We start from the raw sequence: 18,144 nt of genomic DNA, 5'->3' as shown, positions 1-18,144 counted from the left end.
GCGGCGAACCCCCGGGGGGGGATGAGCCGCCGCTGGCCTGAGGATACGGCATCCCCTCCGTTCCGGCCAGTGCCCGGTTGTTCCCCGTTGCGGTCCGTGATTCCCGACCGTCCTAAAGGCCCTGTTGAAAACGGCGATACCATTGTCCGCGGGAGTACCGCAGCGAGGGTACCGGCACTTCCGCGACCATGGCGCCCACGCCGGCCCCCCCGTCGGCGGCCGTGGATCACCGGCCCGACAAGGCCCCAAGGAGCATCGTGCACCACTTGCATCAGCCTCGAGGCAGTACCGCAGGTCGTCGTCGGGTCGGGCGTTGCAGCGCCCGGGCCCGTCACGCAGCGGCTGCGGCGCGGCGCTGGATGGCCGGGTTGTTGGCGCTGGTCTTTGCCCTGTCGCCGGCTGGAGCCGGCGCGCAGCAGGCAGAGGCCGTGCGGGCCGCCTTCGTGCTCAACTTCCTGAAGTTCGCCGAATGGCCGGCTGCGACGCCGGCGGATTCCGCTTCGGCCCTGGTCATCGCCGCGCTGGGCGACGATGCCCAGTCCGCGGCCCTGCACGCCGGGCTCGACGGCAAGGAGATCCAGGGGCGGCGCGTCACCGTCCGGGTCTTCCAGGACGCGGAGCAATGGCGACGTGAAGGCAAGGGCTGCCAGGCGCTGTTCATCACGCCGTCCGCAGCCGGGACCTGGAATGAACTGCGGGCCGAGATCGCCGGGCAACCCGTGCTGACCATCTGCGAATCGCCCGGCTTCTGCGAGCAGGGCGGCATGATCAACCTGTACGAAGACGACCATCGCATTCGTTTCGAAGCCAATCCGGCGGCGGCGGACCAGGCGGGCTTGAAGCTCCGCTCCACGCTGCTGACGCTGGCGACCATCGTCAAGACCAAGGGAGGCAAGTGATGTCGAGAGGATTCCACGCCCGGACGGGCGCGACCGGCGGCGGCCGCCCGCACCATTGCGGTCGACGCGGCGCCGTGTTGGCGGTCGCGCTGCTGGTCGTCGCCCTTGAATCGACGCTGGTCCTGCCCGCGACCGCGACGACCGCTGTCGACGACTACACCAGCCTGAGCCTCGAGCAGCTCATGTCCATTCCGGTGTACTCGGCGGCCAAGCGCGAGCAGAAGACCTCAGAGGCGCCCTCGTCGGTGACGGTCGTGACCTCGCAGGATGTACGTGCCTACGGCTGGCGGACGCTCAGTGACCTGCTGCGCAGCGTGCCGGGCATCTACGTGACGGCCACCCGCACCTACGGCTCGGTCGGCGTGCGCGGGTTCGAGCGGTCCGGCGACTTCGGCGGGCGCATCCTGCTGCTGGTCAACGGGCACCGCATGAACGACCCACTGTACGACTCCGCGGCAACCGTGGAGGACTTCATCGTCGACATGGACCTGATCGACCGCGTCGAGATCGTGCGCGGACCGGGTTCGACGCTGTATGGCACCAACGCCTTCTTCGCCGTGATCAACGTGATCACCAAGCGCGCCGACCAGTACGAGGGCTTCGAATTGTCCGGCGAGGCCGGCACCCTGGACGCCGCGCGCGGCCGCCTGACCTTCGGCACCCGCGGCGAGGACGGCAGCGAGACCGTCCTGTCGGTTGGCGGCTACACGAGCGACGGCCTGGCCGAGATCTACATGCCCCGCTACGACGGTAATCCCGCGGGCTTCGACGGCGTGCTGCGCGGCGGCGACAACGAGACTGCCACGCGCTACATGGGCAGCCACCGCCGCGGCGGGCTGACCGTCGAGGGCTTCTACGTGGGGCGCGACAAGGACACGCCGCCCTCGTACGGCACCGTCTACGACCTGCCGCGCCACACGTTCGACGCGAGGGCCTTTGTCGAGGCGCGCTACGAGCACGCCCTGTCGGCCGATGCCTCGCTGGCCGTGCGGCTGTATTACGACTGGTACAAGTACGTCGGCACGTACCGTTACGACTTCGGCGACCCTGATTTCCTGACCAACCTCGACTTCAGCCAGTCCGAGTCGGCCGGCGGCGAGCTCCAGTTCAGCTGGAAGCCGATGGACGATCACGCGGCGACAGCCGGCTTCGAATACCGCGACAACTTCCGCCAACTGATGCAGAACTACGACGTGGACCCCGAGTACTACTGGCTGAATATCGACCCGGCCACGCGCATCCTCGGGTTTTACCTGCAGGACGAGTACCGCCCGTCCGAGCGGCTGGGCATCACGGCCGGCGTGCGCTACGACCACTACGACTCGTTCGGCGAGTCGGTGAACCCGCGCCTGGCGCTGGTCTACGGCCTCGACGCCGTGACCACGTTCAAGCTGCTCTACGGCGAGGCCTTCCGTGCGCCCAACGCCAACGAGTTCTACTACGAGGAAGAGGGCGCGGTGAAGCTGAACCCCGACTTGCAGCCCGAGGAGATCACGACCTACGAGGTCGTCTGCGAACGGCAGTTCGGCGGCAACTGGCGCGGTTCGGTGGCGGGCTTCTACAACCGGGCCACTGACATGATCGACATGCTGTACGACGAGGGCGACGGACTCTACTACTTCGACAACAGCGAGGAAGACGTGAAGGCCACGGGCCTGGAACTCCAGGCCGACGGCCAGCTGGGCGAGGAGACGCGCGTCGGCGCCAGCTACTCGTTCACGCAGACCAAGGACGATGCGACCGGTGAGGAACTGGAGTTCGCGCCCAAGCACCTGTTGAAGGCGAACATCACGGCGCCGGTGATTCCGGACATCGCCCTGCTGGGCGTCGAGGTCCAGTACGTCAGCGACCGCTACAATGACGCGGGCCGCGGCTACCGGAACTTCTGGCTGGTCAACGCCACGCTGTTCAGCCACCGCTGGAAGGACCGCTGGGAGGCGTCGCTGAGCGCGTACAACCTGTTCGAGGCCAGCTACGACCGGACCGTCATCGGCGACCTGGAATCGCTGCAGGACGGCCGGCTGCTGCGGCTGAAGATGACCACGCGGTTCTAGGCTCGCCGCCGAAGGCAGGCCACAGGCAAGAATGGCCGCTCCCTGCAGGGGGCGGCCATTCGCTTGTGAACCGGGTCACGACCGGGCCGTGCTGCGGCGCCGTGGCCAGTAGCGCCCCACCTGCCGCCGGTACTCGGCGTAGGGGGCACCGATGTCGCGCAGCAGCTTGCGTTCTTCCAACTCGCAGCCGAGCAGCGTGTAGAGCAGGAACACGCCGCGCCAGGCCAGATTCACGTCCGTCCACGGCAGCATGAACACCAGCAGCAGCAGGGTTCCGCTGTACCAGGGATGGCGGATGACGCCGAGGATGCCCTCGGCGCGGAAGGGCGGCTCGGCGGGCTGGCGGCCGGCTGCGTAGTCGCGCATCTGGGCCAGTCCCAGGAAGTGGCGGTTGTCGAAGGCGCGGGCGCCGGCCCAGAACAGGAAGGCCGCCTCGGCCAGGCCCAGCCAGCGCGCCATGGCCCAGGGGCCCTTCCATTCCCACAGTACCTGCTGCGGCACCGAGCGCAGCCAGGCCATCAGCACGGCCAGGGTCAGCGTGCTGCCCAGCACGTACAGCACGCGGCTGAACGCGTGCCAGCGCGGGAAAAGGCGCTGCACCAGCGCGCGCCAGCGGTGCGTGGCCAGCAGGCTGTGCCACAGGCACCACAGGGCCGTCCAGAAGATGACCGCGGGCAGCGGCGCGGTTCCGTCTACCATGGGCTCATTAGACGCCCGCCCTGACCATGTTCTCGACGCCGCCCGCCAGCACGATGCGCTGCACCGGCGTGCCCAGCGGCAGGAACCGGAACGAACGGCCGCGCCAGCTGATCGTCGAGCCGGCCACGTCCAGGCGCACCGGTTCGTCGTCGATGACCGTCTTGCGCCCGCCGCCGCCCTGGTGGTGGGCGTGCAGGGCGCGCGCGAAATCGGGGCACTCCACGCAGAGGAACCCGTTGTTGATGGCGTTGCGCAGGTAGGTCTGCGAGTAGCTGCCGGCGATGACCATGCGGATGCCGGCGGCCATGAGCGCCGTCGCGGCCTGCTCGCGGCTGCTGCCGGTGCCGAAGTTGAAACCGGCGCAGACGATGTCGCCCGCGCGCACGAGCCCGGCGAACTGCGGGTCGTAGTTCTCCATCACGACGGCCGCCATCTGGGCCGGCGACATGTCCTCGCGGTAGGTGTAGTCCTTCCCGTAGATGCCGTCGGTGTTGAGGTTGTCGGTCGGCAGGTAGAGCAGCCGGCCCTCGATCATCGCCGGGAAGCCGGGCAGCACGTCCACGGCCGGGGCCTCGCCGCCCGTGCCGGCAGGCACGCGGAAGTCGCGGGCCGGCGCGCCGCCGCCCAGGTCCCAGCCCTCGGGCCCGGCGATGTGCCCGGCCACCGCGCTGGCGACCACCAAGGCAGGGCTGGCCAGGTACGCCTTGGCATTGCGGCTGCCCATGCGCCCCTTGAAATTCCGGTTGGTCGCCGAGATGCCGACCTCGCCGTCCTCGAGCAGCCCGGTGCCCAGCCCGATGCACGGCCCGCAACCCGACGGCAGGGCGATGGCGCCGGCGTCCAGCAGCACCTGCCAGGCGCCGGTGACCTGTGCCTCGGCCTCGACCAGCGCGCTGGCGGCCGAGACGTAGAGCTTCACGTGCGGGGCCACCTTCCTTCCCTGCACGACCGCGGCCGCCTCCTCGAGGTCGCGCAGGCGCGCGTTCGTGCAACTGAGCAGGTAGGCCTTGTCGACGCGGATGCGCTGCGGGGCCAGCTCCGCCAGCGAAGCCATCACCTGGACCGTGTCCGGTCCGCTCAGGTGCGGCGTGACCTGCGCGAGGTCGAGCGTGATCTCGCCGGCATGGACGGCGTCGGGATCCGAACAGGGAGGTGTCGTGCGCCAGCGGGCGATGTCGTCTACGGTCACGCGATCGATGATCCCGCGCGACTCCAGCCAGGCGCGCCGGCTCTCCATGTACGCCAGCGTGACCTCGTCGACCGGGAACCAGCCGGCCAGCGCACCCCACTCGGTGGTCATGTTCGCGATCGTCAGGCGTTCGTCGATCGACAGCGACGCCACGCCGGGTCCCGTGAACTCGATGACGGTGTTGGAGCACCTCGCCCTGGTTGTAGAGGCCGCACAGCGTGATGATCGCGTCCTTGCCCGTCACGCCGGGACGCAGCTTCCCGAGCAGGATCACCTTCACCGCCGGCGGCACCTGCCACCACACGGTGCCCGTGGCCCACAGTGCCGCGGCGTCGGTGCGCACGACGGGCGTGCCGAGCGCGCCGACGCCGCCGTAGGTATTGCTGTGGCTGTCGCTGGCCACGCACAGGCCGCCGGGCCGCGCATAGCCCTCCTCGATCATGATCTGGTGGCCGATGCCGCGTCCGGCCGGGTAGGCGTCGATGCCGTGCGTCTCTGCGAATTCGGCCAGCGTCTGATACTTCGCCAGGTTGCCGTCGCCCTGGTCCTGGATGTTGTGGTCGAGCGTGAACACGGGCTGGCGCGGGTCATGGATCCTCGTGATGCCCAGGCCCTTGAACTTGCCCAGCACGGCCGACGAGTTGTCGTGCGTCATGACATGGTCGGGAACGATGGTGACGTAGTCGCCGGCGCGGACCTCGTGGCCGGGCTTCAGGCCGACGGCGTGCGCCTGGACGATCTTCTCGATCACGTTCTGGGGCATGGCGGCGACTCCTGCGCTGGAGGCTGGGGGCGGGCGCGGTGCGGCGGCGCCCGCGCGGCGTCAAGGCACCAATCTAGTGGACGGGGCCCCGGCGGACAATCGCCGGGGCCCCGGTTCATCGGGCAGGCCGCCGGTCGGTCAGGGCAGGCCGGGCCCGGGGTAGGCGTCGCTGATGTACAGCTCGAGCGTCCGCAGTTTCACTTCCTGGTCGCGGCTGGCGGCCTTCACGCAGTCGCCGATGGAGACGAGGCCCACCAGGGTATCGCCCTCCATGACCGGCATGTGACGGATGCGCGCCTCGGTCATCACCGCCATGACCTCGTTGATGCCGGTGTCCGGCGTGGTGTAGAGGACCTTGCGCGTCATCAGTTCGAGCACCGGCGTGTCGCGCGCCGTGCGGCCCAGTTCGGTCACGAAGCGCAGGTAGTCGCGCTCGGTCAGGATCCCCCGCACCCGGTCGCCGTCCATCACCAGGATGGCGCCCACGTTGGACCGCACCATCCTGGTCACGGCCTCGAAGACCGTGTCGTCGGGTCCGACGCAGACCAGCGCGCGTTGGCTCTTCTCGGCGAGCAGTTCCCTGACGGTATGCATGGCAGCCTCCGGGGGGCCGGGTGGATGGTGGCGGTACGGATCCAAGGCTGATTCTAGCCTGATTTTCACCGCCTGACCAGCCCCCACCCGAGCGGGCACCTTGCTTCGGGGACAGCGGGGAGGTAGCATGCAGGCCGGGATCGGGCTTCCACTTGCGAACGGGGATGCGTCATGTACAGGGATTTCGAGGATCTGCGCGACAATTGCCCGGTCAGCCTGCGGGCGGACATCGCCATCGACCTGATCCATGACAACCCCCACCGCCTGGCCGAGGCGTGGCCGGCCACCGCCGACGGCGGCTTCCGCCTGGCGCTGACCGACGCGGTGACCCGCTTCTGGGAAGACGAGGTGCGCCAGCGGGCGGGCGGCAAGCTGCCCGACGACGCCCTGGCCATCGAGATCATGGTCGATTCGTACACCGACCCGGACATGGGCTCGTCGTTGTACCTGGAACTGCATGCCTACTGCGGCACCGAGGGCGTGGGCGACCTCTGCTGGCGGGTGTTCGACGACGACGACCTCGAACGCCGTTTCGGCGCGGAGATGGGTACGCGCGTCGTCGAACTGCTGGAGGCGGTCAGCCCGGGCCACGGCCTGCGCTGCATCGTCGAGGTGAACGAGGTCGAGGAGGACTAGCCCGGACTAGAGCGCTTCCTGGAACAGGCGCTGCAGCAGCCCCTCCAGGTCCTCCATGGTCACCGGCTTGCGCATGAACCCGGCAAAGCCGAGATCGGCCGCCGCCGCCTCGTCGATCGATTCGCTGAACCCCGTCCAGATCACCAACGGCAGACCGGGCCGGATGTCCCGGATCGCCACCAGCAGGTCGCGACCCGACATGCCCGGCATCGTCTGGTCGGAGATGACGGCATCGTAGTCGCCGGGCGCGGCGCGGAACGCCGCCAGCGCCGTCTCGGCGTTCTCGAAGACGAGGGCCCGGTGTCCGCGGCTGGCCAGCATCTGCGCCAGCAGGTCCGCCACCTCGACCTGGTCATCCACCACCATGAACGTGCGCATGACATCGGGCCCGGCCGTGGAGGCCGGCATTGGCACAGGTGTCGGCACTGCTGCCGTTTCCGCCAAAGGAAGCAGCAGCGTGAACGTCGTCCCGATCCCGACGCGCGACGTAACCAGCATGTGGCCGCCGCTCGCGTGGGCGATGCCATGCACCACGGACAGGCCGAGGCCGGTGCCGCGGCCGACGTCCTTGGTCGTGAAGAACGGCTCGAAGATCCGTTCCCGCACTTCGGGCGTCATTCCCGCGCCATCGTCGGCCACGTCGAGCGCGACGAAGCGACCGGCAATCGGCAGGCGACAGGCGGCGCACGTGCCCTCGCCTTCCCACGCCCGGAGCGCCAGCGCGATGTGCCCCTGCTGGCCGGTGGCCTGGGCAGCGTTCAGCAGCAGGTTGGCGACCACCTGCTGGAACTCCATGGGGTCGACCGCAACGGCCGGCAGCTGCTCCTTCATCTCCACGTCGATCTTCAGGCTGGTGGGCAGTGTCGGTCGCAACAGGCGCAGTGAACCCTGCAGCAGGTCGACCGGATCCTGGGGCGAGCGCATCGCCGCCGGCCTCCTCCGACCGAAGGCCAGCAGCTTGGCCACGAGGTCGCGGGCGTTCTCGCCCGCGCGCCGCATGGCGCCGACATAGTCGACCAGCGCGGTGTCGCCCTTTTCGGCGGCGATCTCGCCGGCCAGCGAGGCGTAGCCGAGGATCACCCCGAGCATGTTGTTGAACTCGTGCGCGATGCCACCGGTCAGCTGGCCGATGGCATCCATCTTCTGGGCCTGGAGAAGCTGTTCCTGGAGCTGCCGCCGCTCTTCCTCGTCGCGCAGGCGGTCGGTGATGTCGCGCACCGTGCACAGGTACTGCGGCTGGCCTTTCCAGAACAGCGTGCCGGACGAGATCTCGACGTCGAATGTCGAACCGTCGCTGCGGCGGTGGCGCGTACGGAACTGGTGCGGTGCAAGCGGCACGCTGAGAAAGCGCTGGCGGATGGCATCGGCGGACATGGTGACGTCCCAGTCCCAGACATGCATCGTCGAGACCTTCGCCACCGTGCAGCCCAGCATCTCGGCGAAGCGTGCGTTGCATTCCAGGGCGGCGCCGTTCATGTCGATGACGACGATACCGTCGCGCGACTGGTCGAAGAGCGCGCGCCGACGGAGCACTTCCTCGGCCAGTTCGGTGGCCGCCTGTTCGCGCCCGGTGACGTCGCGGAAGCTCCAGACGCGCCCCACGACCAGGTTCCCCATCCGCTGCGGCCGCGAATAGCGCTCGAAGACGCGCCCGTCCTTGAAGTGCAGGACGTCGAAACTCTCCGCATCGGGATGGGCGTAGAGATCGTTCACCTTGGCCAGGAAGCCGTCGGGGTCGATCAACTGGTCGAGCACGAAGGCCAGGGCGGCGTTGTCATCGCCACCGGCCAGCACATCCGCGGGCAGTTGCCACAGTTGCACGAAGCGCTGGTTGAAGGTCTCGATCCGGCCCTGGCCGTCGGCGACGAGAATGCCGTCGGCCGTCGAGTCGAACGTGGCGCGCAGCAGGGAAAGCGAATGCGCCAGCCGCTTCTCCACCGTGGCGTGGCCCGAGAGGTCGACATGGGTGCCGATGATCCGGCGGGGTTTCAGGGGTGCGCCATCGGCATCGCGCACGAGGACGCCGCGCGAGAGGATCTGCCGCCACTTGCCGTCGGCATGCTGCAGCCGGAACTCGCACTCGAAGCGGTCGCCGTCCGAAGCCAGGTAGTCGTCGATGGCCTGCAGCACGCGGGCCCGGTCATCGGGATGGCAGAGCGTGCTCCAGGTGTCGAGGCTGGGCGCCAACTCCTCGACGCGGTATCCCAGCATCCGCTTCCAGGCCGGCGAGTAGTAGACCTCGTCCGTCTCCAGGTTCCAGTCCCACATCGCGTCGTAGAGTTCGCGCAATGCCGCGTACAGGGACTCTTCGTTGTCTGAGGTCGGGCCGCCGATGTCGGGATGCTCGTCTGCCATGTGCGGATGTGTCCCTGGACGATGGTGCAGGTCGGGAAACGTTGGTGTCCCCGCGACTCGCCGATCATAAGCTCCGCCGGTCGGCGCGGGCAAGCACGCGATCAGCCCTCCAGTTGCGCCCGCAACGCTGCCGCGTCCCGGCACGGAGCGGAGCACACATGCCCGCGGCACACGTAGGCCGTGGGCAGGCCCGACACCGCAACCTTGCCGGCCAGGGCCGGTGCCGCTGCCAGCAGGTCCGCACCGGCGCCGGCTGCCGGCACCCGAACGACCATCGCCTCGACCGCACCTGCCGCGCGCGCCGCCGCCAGGAGCGCGACCGTCCGCTCGCCTGCCCTGTCCGCCGCGTTCGCCACATCCGCCTCGTCCGCCACGTCGCCGGCGACCACCACGACACGCGGCGGCCGCAGCGCCAGCGCCGCTGCCGCCAGCCAGCCCGCCACATCCAGCCCGGCCCGCTCGAGCAGGCCCGCGCGGGCGATGAGCACAGCCTCGGCCTGCCCGGCGTAGGACTCGTCGCCGGTGACGGCGGCCAGTCGCAGCAGCAGTTGCAGGAGCACGGCGTTGCCCGAGGGCTCGACGTTGTCGAACAACTCGATGCTGCGCCCCAGCGGCGCCTCGCTCCCCGCGGGGGTGAGGTACCAGCCGCCGTCCGGATGCGCGAAGCGGTCGCGGGCCACGGCGACCAGTTCGCGCGCGGCCACCAGCCAGCGCGCCTCGCCGGTGGCGAGGAACAGTTCGAACAGCCCGTCCGCAAGGCCTGCATAGTCGTCGAGGATGCCCTCGCCCGCGGCCCGGCCGTCCGAGGAGGCACGCCACAGAGAGCCGTCGGCGCGGCGATGGCTCTCCAGCAGGAACCCGGCCGCAGCCGTCGCTGCCGCGGCGAAGCGCGCTTCCCCGCACTGCACGCTGCCGCGGGCCAGGGCCGCGATGGCCAGGCCGTTCCAGGCGGTGACGATCTTGCGGTCGAGCCCGGGCGGCGTGCGCCGTGAGCGCGCCTCCAGCAGGGCGGCGCGGTGGCGCGCGAATGCTGCGTCGGCGCCGGCCCAGCCGCGCCGCGACAGGACACTGCGCCCGGTGTGCTCGAAGTTGCCTTCGGGCCCCACGCCGAGCAGGGCGCACAAGGTTCCCGCCTCATCCGGCCCGACCACGGCCGCGATTTCGTCCGGCGACCACACGTAATAGGAGCCTTCCTCGCCGCCGCTGTCGGCGTCGAAGCTGGCGTAGAGTCCGCCGTTCCGGTCGCTCATCTCCCGCAGCAGGAATTCCAGCGTATCGCGCGCGACCTCGGTGTAAGCGGTGTTGCCCAGAGCCTGGCCCGCCTCGAGGAACAGGCTCGCCAGCTGTGCATTGTCGTAGAGCATCTTCTCGAAGTGCGGGACGGTCCACGCCGCATCGACCGTGTAGCGGAAGAAGCCGCCACCCAGATGATCGCGGAGCCCGCCGCCGGCAACGGCCGCCAGCGTGCCTTCAATCATCGCGCGAAGCGACTCGTGGCGCGTGTGCCGCCAATGGCGCACCAGGAACCGCCACTTCACCGGCGTCGGGAATTTCTGCCGCTGGTTGAACCCGCCGTGCTCCTGGTCGTAGATCCCGGCCGCACGCGCCGCCGCTTCGTCCAGCCAGCGCCCTTCCAGCCTCTCGCCGCCCTGGCGCGACCAGTCCGGAATCGTGGCGATATGCGCCGCGATGCGATCGGCCTGCTCGCGCAACTCGCCCGGCTTCTCGCGCCACAGGTGGGCCACCTGTTCGATCAGGTGGCGGAAATGCGCCGGCGGGAAGTAGGTGCCGCCGTGGAAGGGGCGCCCCTCCGGCGTCAGGAACGACGACATCGGCCAGCCGCCCTGCCCGGTCAGGGCCTGCACGGCGTCCATGTAGACGGCGTCGAGGTCGGGCCGCTCCTCACGATCCACCTTGATGCAGATGAAATGGCGGTTCAGGAAGTCGGCGATGCCGTCGTCGTCGAACGCCTCCTTCTCCATCACGTGGCACCAATGGCAGCTGCTGTACCCGATGGACAGGAAGATCGGCCGGTTGCTGTCCACCGCCGCGGCGAGCGCCTCGGGTCCCCACGGGTACCAGTCCACCGGGTTGTGGGCGTGCTGGCGCAGGTAGAGCGAGGACTCGTCACGCAAGCGGTTGCCGTCGCGGCGGATCGTGGCGGCGGGGGGGGAGGGGAGGGGGGGCATGGGTGGGCGCTCCGGGGTTGGGGGCTCAAGTGACGCAATCCCAACCTAAATGGGTCCCCTTGGTTGTGCCGCCGAAATTGTGTCCGGGCCCCTGGTGGCCGGAGCTCGGCGCCTCCTGAAGTCCTTGACGCAAAGAAAACCAACAAAAAATCATCAAACACCACCACCTGTGGGGGTGATCCGGGCCAGACACAATTTCGACGGCACAAGCCAAGGGTTGCATCGGCGTAGGGCAGGGGATAGGTTTGGTCGGCAATTGCACCACCACCAACCCCCAACCCAGGCCCCCACACCATGATCACCTTCACCCCCGCCGCCATCGCCCAATGGCAGCTCGAACACCCGGATTCCGGATGTCCGACCGGCCCGATGGTACGCCTCTCGGTGGTTGCAGGTGGTTGTGCCGGCCTGAAATACGTGCTCGAACCTGTATCAGGTCCGGCCGAGGGGGACCAGGTGTTCGCCCACGAGGGCCTGGCCGTGGTGTGCGCGCCGGACGACCTGGCGCGATTGACTGGTTTGCGGGTTGATTACGTGGACGCGATGGTCGGTGGTGGCTACCGCTTCGAGAACCCGAATGCCGGCCGTTCCTGCGGGTGCGGCGCCAGCTTCGGCGAATAGACGACAGAAAGTCGAAAAGACGGGATCAAGAGCCGGAAATTGCGGCCCGGGGCCGAATTATCGGTGGGAAAGGTCCCAGTTTTCCGTTGTCAGGCTTCGGGTCGGCCACTAGTATCGGCGACCGAAAGCCTGATCCAGGATGACCGACACGGCCCCGCGGGCAAGCCCGGCCCGGGCTGCCGGGCGGCGGCTTAGCGGGACGCAGGGGGGAGAGTCGTTTGGCTCCGGACAACCACGCTCACGATCAGGGACAGCGCCCCGGTACCGGCTCCGAAAAACACGACAGGTTCGTCTTTCCCAAGTGGACCAACCGGCTGCGCGAAGCGGTGGCTGTCGCCGCGCTGGGCGGCGTGGTTTACCTGGTCGTGCTGGTGGCCGGCGTGTTCTCCCCGCAGAACTCGGCGATCGGCTACGCACCCGAGCAGCCGGTGCCGTACAGCCATGCGCTGCACGCGGGCGAGTTGGGCATCGACTGCCGGTACTGCCACGTGACGGTCGAGACCGGCGCGCGGGCCAACGTGCCGCCGACGGCGACCTGCATGAACTGCCACAAGACGGTGCGGACGACCAGCGAGAAGCTGACCCTGGTCCGCCAGAGTGCCGAGACGGGCGTGCCCATCCACTGGGTGCGCGTTCATGACCTTCCCGATTTCGTGTATTTCAACCACGCCGGGCACGTGCAGTCGGGTGTGGGTTGTGTGAGTTGCCACGGCCGCGTCGACCGCATGGAGGTCGTCGAGCAGGTGGCGCCGCTGACGATGGGCTGGTGCCTCGACTGCCATCGCAATCCGGATCCCAACCTGCGGCCGCGTGACCAGGTCACGGCCATGGACTGGGTGCCGGAGGGCGATGCGGCAGCGCTGGGTGCGAAACTGCGGGCCGAACGGAACATTGCTCCGTCGGTCGACTGCGCCACCTGTCATCGGTAGGCAGGAAAGGAATTTCATGTCCGCATACAGCCTAGAACCCGGCAGCGGCTCTCCCTACTGGCGCAGCCTGCAGGAACTGGCCGATACCGACGACTTCCGCAACCAGATGGAACACGAGTTCCCTGGCGGCATCGAAGCGCCCGACGGCATGTCGCGCCGGCGGTTCCTGCAGATCATGTCGGCGTCCATCGCGATGACGTCCCTGGCGGGCTGCCGGTGGCCGGTCGAGAAGATCGTCCCGTACGTCGCCAATACGCCGGGCATCGAGCCCGGCACGCCGGTCCGGTTCGCCACGACGATGCAGATGGGCGCCACCGCGACGCCGGTGCTGGCCACCAGCTACGACGGTCGGCCCATCAAGATCGACGGCAACCCCGGACACGCGCTGAGCGGCGGCGCCTCCAGCGTGTTCGCGCAGGCCAGCGTGCTGGACCTGTACGACCCGGACCGCAGCCAGCTGGTGAAGCGGCGGGGCGGGCTGTTCGGCACCGACAGCGATTGGGCCGCCTTCCTGGCCTGGGCCCAGCCGCGTTTTGCCGCGAACCTGCAGGGGACGGCGATCCTGACCGGCGCCACGAGCTCGCCGGCGACTGCGTTGCTGCTGCGCCAGGCTGCGGCCCGCGGCGCCCGCATCTACATGCACGAGCCGGTGTGCCGCCTGAACGAGATGCGCGGCCTGAAGCTGGCGTACGGCACCGCCGCGATGACGCAGCTGGACCTCGGCGCGGCCGACATCATCGTCGACTTCGACGCCAACTGCCTGCAGGACCACCCGACCTCGCTGCGCCTTGCCAAGGCGTTCGCTGCGGGTCGTCGCGCCGAGTCCGGGCACATGAATCGCCTCTACAGCTACGAGAGCACCTTCAGCATCACCGGCGGCATGGCCGACCATCGTTATCCTACGGCGGCGCGCGACCTCGGTCCGGCCGTGTGGGCCCTGGCGGCGGAACTGGTGCTTGGCGAGCATCTCGAATTGCCGCTGGGCGCGGGTGTGTCGGCGGGACAGCTGGCGTCGTGGCGCGGCCACGCGGCCGGCGGCCCCGATGTGGCCCACCTGGCGCGCGACCTGATGGCCCACCGCGGCCGCAGCCTGCTGGTGACCGGACTGCGGCAGGATCCCGATGTGCACGCGCTGGTCCATGTGCTGAACGCAGCCCTTGGCAACGTCGGGCATTCGGTCAGCTACCTGCCGTTCGAGCTGCCCTCCTTCGGGATGGTCGACGAACTGGTGTCCGACCTGAACGGCGGCCGCGTCTCGACGCTGGTGCTGGTGGGCGGCAACCCGGCCTACGATGCGCCGGCCGACCTGAACTTCGCCGCGGCGATGACGCGCGCGAACGAGCGGATCCACCTCGGTCTGCACGACGACGCCACCGGCCAGGCCAGCACCTGGCACCTCCCGGCGGCCCACTACCTGGAAGGCTGGGGCCTGGCCCAGGGCTGGGACGGCTCGCTGCTGGCGGTGCAGCCGCTCATCAATCCGCTGTATGCCGGCCATACCGTCGACGAAGTGCTCTCGGTGCTCGTCGACCCAACGCCGCGCACCGGTCACCAGGTCGCGCGCGACGTCTTCTTCACGCTGGGCGGCGGGCAGGGCCCGGCCCCGGCGCCGGAAACCGATCCGCTGTTCGAGAAGAAGTGGCGCGCCTTCCTGCACGAGGGCTTCCTGGCCGGCAGCACGCAGGCCGGCGTTGCGCTGGCGTTCACCGGGGCGACGCTGACCGCGCCGGCGACGGGTGCAGCGCTGGGCGCCGACAACCTCGAGATCACGTTCCTGCAGGACCAGTCGGTGTACGACGGCCGTTTCGCCGACAACGCCTGGCTGCAGGAAATGCCCGACTTCATGACCAAGCTGACCTGGGACAACGCCGCCGTCATCAGCCCGGCCATGTCGAAGGAACTGGGTATCGTGCACGGCGACCTGGTCGAGCTGCAGTACAAGGGGCGCTCGCTCGAGGCGGCGGTGTACGTGCTGCCGGGGCAGGCCCGGCATTCGGTGGCCATCACGCTCGGCTACGGCCGCGACGACGCCGGCCGCGTGGGCCAGAACGCCGGCTTCAACGCCTACAAGCTGCGCACCTGGGACGGATTGCACCGCGGCGAAGGCCTCAAGCTGCGCAAGACGGGCAAGCAGTACCGCCTGGCCACCACGCAGGACCACCACGCCATCGACAAGGTCGGTGCGGCTGAGATCCAGAAGCGCGTGCCGGGCCTGGTGCGCGAGGGCACGTTCGAGCAGTACACGAACGAGCCCGAGTTCGTCGACCACCTGGGCATCCACAGTCCGCCGCTGATCTCGCTCTGGAAGGAGTGGGAGTACACGGGCCACAAGTGGGGCATGGCCGTCGACCTGAATACCTGCACCGGCTGCAACGCCTGCGTGCTGGGCTGCCAGTCCGAGAACAACATCCCGGTGGTGGGCAAGGACCAGGTGGCACGTGGTCGCGAGATGTCGTGGGTGCGCCTGGACCGCTACTTCCTGGGCGATGCCGACGACCCGAAGTGCGCGCAACAGCCGGTCGCCTGCGTGCAGTGCGAGCTGGCTCCGTGCGAGCAGGTCTGCCCCGTCGCGGCGACCACGCACACGCGCGAAGGCCTCAACGCGATGGTCTACAACCGTTGCGTGGGCACGCGGTACTGCTCGAACAACTGCCCCTACAAGGTGCGGCGGTTCAACTGGTACAACAACTTCGAGGACCTGACCGAGACACAGCGGCTGGTGCTGAACCCGGATGTGACCGTGCGTGCGCGCGGCGTCATGGAGAAGTGCACCTACTGCGTGCAGCGCATCGAGGGTGCGCGCATCACCGCCCGCGTGGAAGGGCGCCCCATGCGCGACGGCGACATCACGCCGGCCTGTGCGCAGACGTGCCCGACCGACGCGATCGTCTTCGGCGACCTGAACGACAAGGACAGCCGCGTCAGCAAGCTGCGGGAGCTCTCGCGCTCCTACGACCTGCTGGACTACCTGAACATCAAGCCGCGCACGTTCTACCTGGCGCGCCTGCGCAACCCCAATCCGGCCATTGCCGGGACCGGGGCGGCAGGCGGCCATGGCGCGCCGGCCGGGCACGGCGGCCACGGTGGCGGCCAGGCCGAGAAGGCGCACGGGTAGCGCGCCACGTAATCGACAGAATATCGGTCGACGGAACACCGGCCATTGCACGAACGGTACGTTGAACGGGAGCCCGAATGATGAAACCGCAGGTCTCGGATGCCTGGGACAACACGAAGGACGACCCCACCCGACCGGTGGAGTTGATCCTCGGCGGCAACGACTTCACGTCGATCACCGAGAAGGTCTCGGACATCGTCCTGGAGCGGAAGACGCCGCGTGCCTGGTACCTGGCATTCTTCGCGACGGCCGGATTGACGGGCGTCCTGTTCCTGATGATCGGCTGGCTCTTCATTCGCGGCGTCGGCGTCTGGGGCCTGAACAACCCGGTCGGCTGGGCGTGGGACATCACGAACTTCGTGTTCTGGGTCGGCATCGGCCACGCCGGTACACTGATCTCGGCCATCCTGTTCCTGCTGCGGCAGAAGTGGCGGACCTCGATCAACCGCTTCGCCGAGGCGATGACGATCTTCGCGGTCGTCTGCGCCGGCATCTTCCCGGGCATCCACGTCGGCCGCGTCTGGGTGGTCTACTGGCTGTTCCCGCTGCCCAACAACCAGGCGATGTGGCCCAACTTCCGCAGCCCGCTGCTGTGGGACGTGTTCGCCGTCGGCACCTACATGACGGTGTCGCTGCTGTTCTGGTACACGGGCATGGTGCCCGACCTGGCCACGCTGCGCGACCGCTCGAAGACGCGCATCCAGCAGGCCATCTACGGTTTCCTGGCCCTGGGCTGGCGCAACTCGCACCGCCACTGGCACCGCTACGAGAAGGCGTACCTGCTGCTGGCCGGCCTGGCCACGCCGCTGGTGCTCTCGGTGCACTCGGTGGTGTCGTTCGACTTCGCGACGTCGCAGATCCCCGGCTGGCACACGGCGATCTTCCCGCCGTACTTCGTCGCCGGCGCCGTGTTCTCGGGCTTCGCCATGGTGGGCACGATCCTGATTCCCGCCCGCAAGTGGTTCGGGCTGGAGCAGATCATCACCAAGCACCACCTCGAGAACATGAACAAGATCATCCTCGCCACCGGCAGCATGGTCGGGTTCGCCTACGCCACCGAGTTCTTCATCGCCTGGTACAGCGGCAACCCGAACGAGAGCTTCGCCTTCATCAACCGAGCTTTCGGCCCCTATGCCTGGGCCTACTGGACGATGGTCACCTGCAACGTGATCACGCCCCAGCTGTTCTGGTTCAAGAAGCTCCGCACGAACCTGCTGGTCATGTGGATCATGTACATCTTCGTGAACATCGGCATGTGGTTCGAGCGGTTCGTGATCATCGTCACGTCGCTGCACCGCGACTTCCTGCCGTCGAGCTGGGCCTACTTCCGGCCTACGCCGGTCGACATCCTGACCTTCGTCGGCAGCTTCGGCCTGTTCTTCACGCTGGTGCTGCTGTTCATCCGTTTCCTGCCCATGATCGCCATGGCCGAAGTCAAGACGGTTATGCCGATCGCCGACGCCCACAGCGGCGAGCGGCGCTCGGTGGGCGACTACCACGGCGACATCCCGGCCCATATCCGGGACGGAGGTGACCGCTGATGAGCGCAAGACATGGCAACGGCGGCCTCTACGCGCTGCTGACCGAATTCGAGAGCCCATCGGCCTTCATGAAGGCCTGCGAGAAGGTGCGCGACGCGGGCTTCCGGCATTGGGATGCGCATTCGCCGTTCCCGGTCCACGGCATGGACGACGCCATGGGCATCAAGGGCACGCGCCTGCCCTGGCTGGTGCTTGCCGGCGGCGCCAGTGGCCTGGCCCTGGCGGTCCTGATGCAGTGGTGGATGAATGCCGTCGACTACCCGTTCATGATCTCGGGCAAGCCCATGTTCGGCCTGCCGGCCGCCGTGCCCGTCATGTTCGAGCTGACGGTGCTGCTCAGCGCCTTCGCCTGCTTCTTCGGCATGTGGGGCCTCAACGGCATGCCGCGGCTGAGTCATCCGCTGCTGGCGCACGACCGCTTCCGGCGCGCGTCGCAGGACCGGTTCTACATCGTGATCGAGAGTCGCGACCCGAAATTCGAGGTCGAGAAGACCCGCGCCTTCCTCGCCTCGCTGGGTGGCAGCGTCGTCGACGAGGTTCGCGAAAGCGTGGAGGACTGA

At 68.6% G+C, this 18,144-nt stretch carries 12 protein-coding genes and 1 pseudogene; 8 read left to right on the top strand and 5 right to left on the bottom strand.

Annotation, left to right across the window (positions count from 1 at the left end; translation table 11 throughout):
* The first annotated feature begins 359 nt into the window (after nucleotides 1-359).
* Together IPG61_04555 and IPG61_04550 are read left to right on the top strand one after the other, a co-directional pair.
* Nucleotides 360-899, top strand: a complete 540-nt coding sequence (locus IPG61_04555) for a YfiR family protein (GenBank protein ID MBK6733348.1) — start codon at nucleotides 360-362, stop codon at nucleotides 897-899.
* On the top strand, nucleotides 899-2,953 hold the full coding sequence (locus tag IPG61_04550; protein MBK6733347.1) for a TonB-dependent receptor: 2,055 nt from the start codon (nucleotides 899-901) through the stop codon (nucleotides 2,951-2,953). The genes IPG61_04555 and IPG61_04550 overlap by 1 nt, the downstream gene beginning before the upstream one ends.
* A 75-nt stretch (nucleotides 2,954-3,028) precedes the next feature.
* Here IPG61_04550 and IPG61_04545 read toward each other — a convergent pair whose 3' ends face one another.
* From IPG61_04545 to IPG61_04535, 3 genes and pseudogenes are all read right to left on the bottom strand, one after another.
* A complete protein-coding gene (locus IPG61_04545) occupies nucleotides 3,029-3,652 on the bottom strand; it encodes a hypothetical protein (protein ID MBK6733346.1) in 624 nt (207 codons plus the stop codon).
* A gap of 7 nt (nucleotides 3,653-3,659) precedes the next feature.
* Nucleotides 3,660-5,604, bottom strand: a pseudogene (gene lysF, locus IPG61_04540) (homoaconitase).
* A gap of 138 nt (nucleotides 5,605-5,742) precedes the next feature.
* The gene (locus tag IPG61_04535) at nucleotides 5,743-6,198 is read right to left on the bottom strand and encodes a CBS domain-containing protein (protein MBK6733345.1); all 456 of its coding nucleotides are present in this window, start codon (nucleotides 6,196-6,198) and stop codon (nucleotides 5,743-5,745) included.
* 171 nt (nucleotides 6,199-6,369) lie between these two features.
* Between IPG61_04535 and IPG61_04530 the strand changes: the two genes are divergently transcribed.
* Entirely contained in the window at nucleotides 6,370-6,834 is a 465-nt protein-coding gene (locus IPG61_04530) for a hypothetical protein (protein MBK6733344.1), read from the top strand.
* 6 nt (nucleotides 6,835-6,840) lie between these two features.
* Here the strand turns inward: IPG61_04530 and IPG61_04525 are convergent, their stop codons facing one another.
* Nucleotides 6,841-9,189 carry a PAS domain S-box protein gene (locus IPG61_04525; GenBank protein ID MBK6733343.1) on the bottom strand — a complete coding sequence of 783 codons (2,349 nt, stop codon included), beginning with the start codon at nucleotides 9,187-9,189 and terminating at the stop codon, nucleotides 6,841-6,843.
* A 101-nt stretch (nucleotides 9,190-9,290) separates the two neighbouring features.
* Nucleotides 9,291-11,378, bottom strand: a complete 2,088-nt coding sequence (locus IPG61_04520; GenBank protein ID MBK6733342.1) for a thioredoxin domain-containing protein — start codon at nucleotides 11,376-11,378, stop codon at nucleotides 9,291-9,293.
* Between the two features lie 294 nt (nucleotides 11,379-11,672).
* Between IPG61_04520 and IPG61_04515 the strand changes: the two genes are divergently transcribed.
* The 5 genes from IPG61_04515 to IPG61_04495 all read left to right on the top strand — a co-directional run bounded on the left by IPG61_04515 (nucleotide 11,673) and on the right by IPG61_04495 (nucleotide 18,144).
* Nucleotides 11,673-11,999: an iron-sulfur cluster assembly accessory protein gene (locus tag IPG61_04515; protein MBK6733341.1), complete on the top strand. Its 327-nt coding sequence runs from the start codon at nucleotides 11,673-11,675 to the stop codon at nucleotides 11,997-11,999.
* 314 nt (nucleotides 12,000-12,313) lie between these two features.
* Nucleotides 12,314-12,928, top strand: a complete 615-nt coding sequence (locus IPG61_04510) for a cytochrome c3 family protein (GenBank protein MBK6733340.1) — start codon at nucleotides 12,314-12,316, stop codon at nucleotides 12,926-12,928.
* Nucleotides 12,929-12,944: 16 nt separating this feature from the next.
* Complete coding sequence (locus IPG61_04505; protein MBK6733339.1) at nucleotides 12,945-16,043, top strand: TAT-variant-translocated molybdopterin oxidoreductase; 3,099 nt, start codon at nucleotides 12,945-12,947, stop codon at nucleotides 16,041-16,043.
* A gap of 80 nt (nucleotides 16,044-16,123) precedes the next feature.
* A complete protein-coding gene (gene nrfD, locus IPG61_04500; GenBank protein MBK6733338.1) occupies nucleotides 16,124-17,584 on the top strand; it encodes a polysulfide reductase NrfD in 1,461 nt (486 codons plus the stop codon).
* Nucleotides 17,584-18,144, top strand: coding sequence for a DUF3341 domain-containing protein (locus IPG61_04495; GenBank protein ID MBK6733337.1), 561 nt, complete (start codon nucleotides 17,584-17,586; stop codon nucleotides 18,142-18,144). Before nrfD ends, IPG61_04495 begins: the two co-directional genes overlap by 1 nt.

Source organism: bacterium (genome assembly GCA_016703265.1).
In the GTDB taxonomy this organism is placed as follows: domain Bacteria; phylum Krumholzibacteriota; class Krumholzibacteriia; order LZORAL124-64-63; family LZORAL124-64-63; genus CAINDZ01.
The sequence above is the reverse complement of the archived record's forward strand: the minus strand, read 5'-3'. Positions and strand labels throughout refer to the sequence as shown.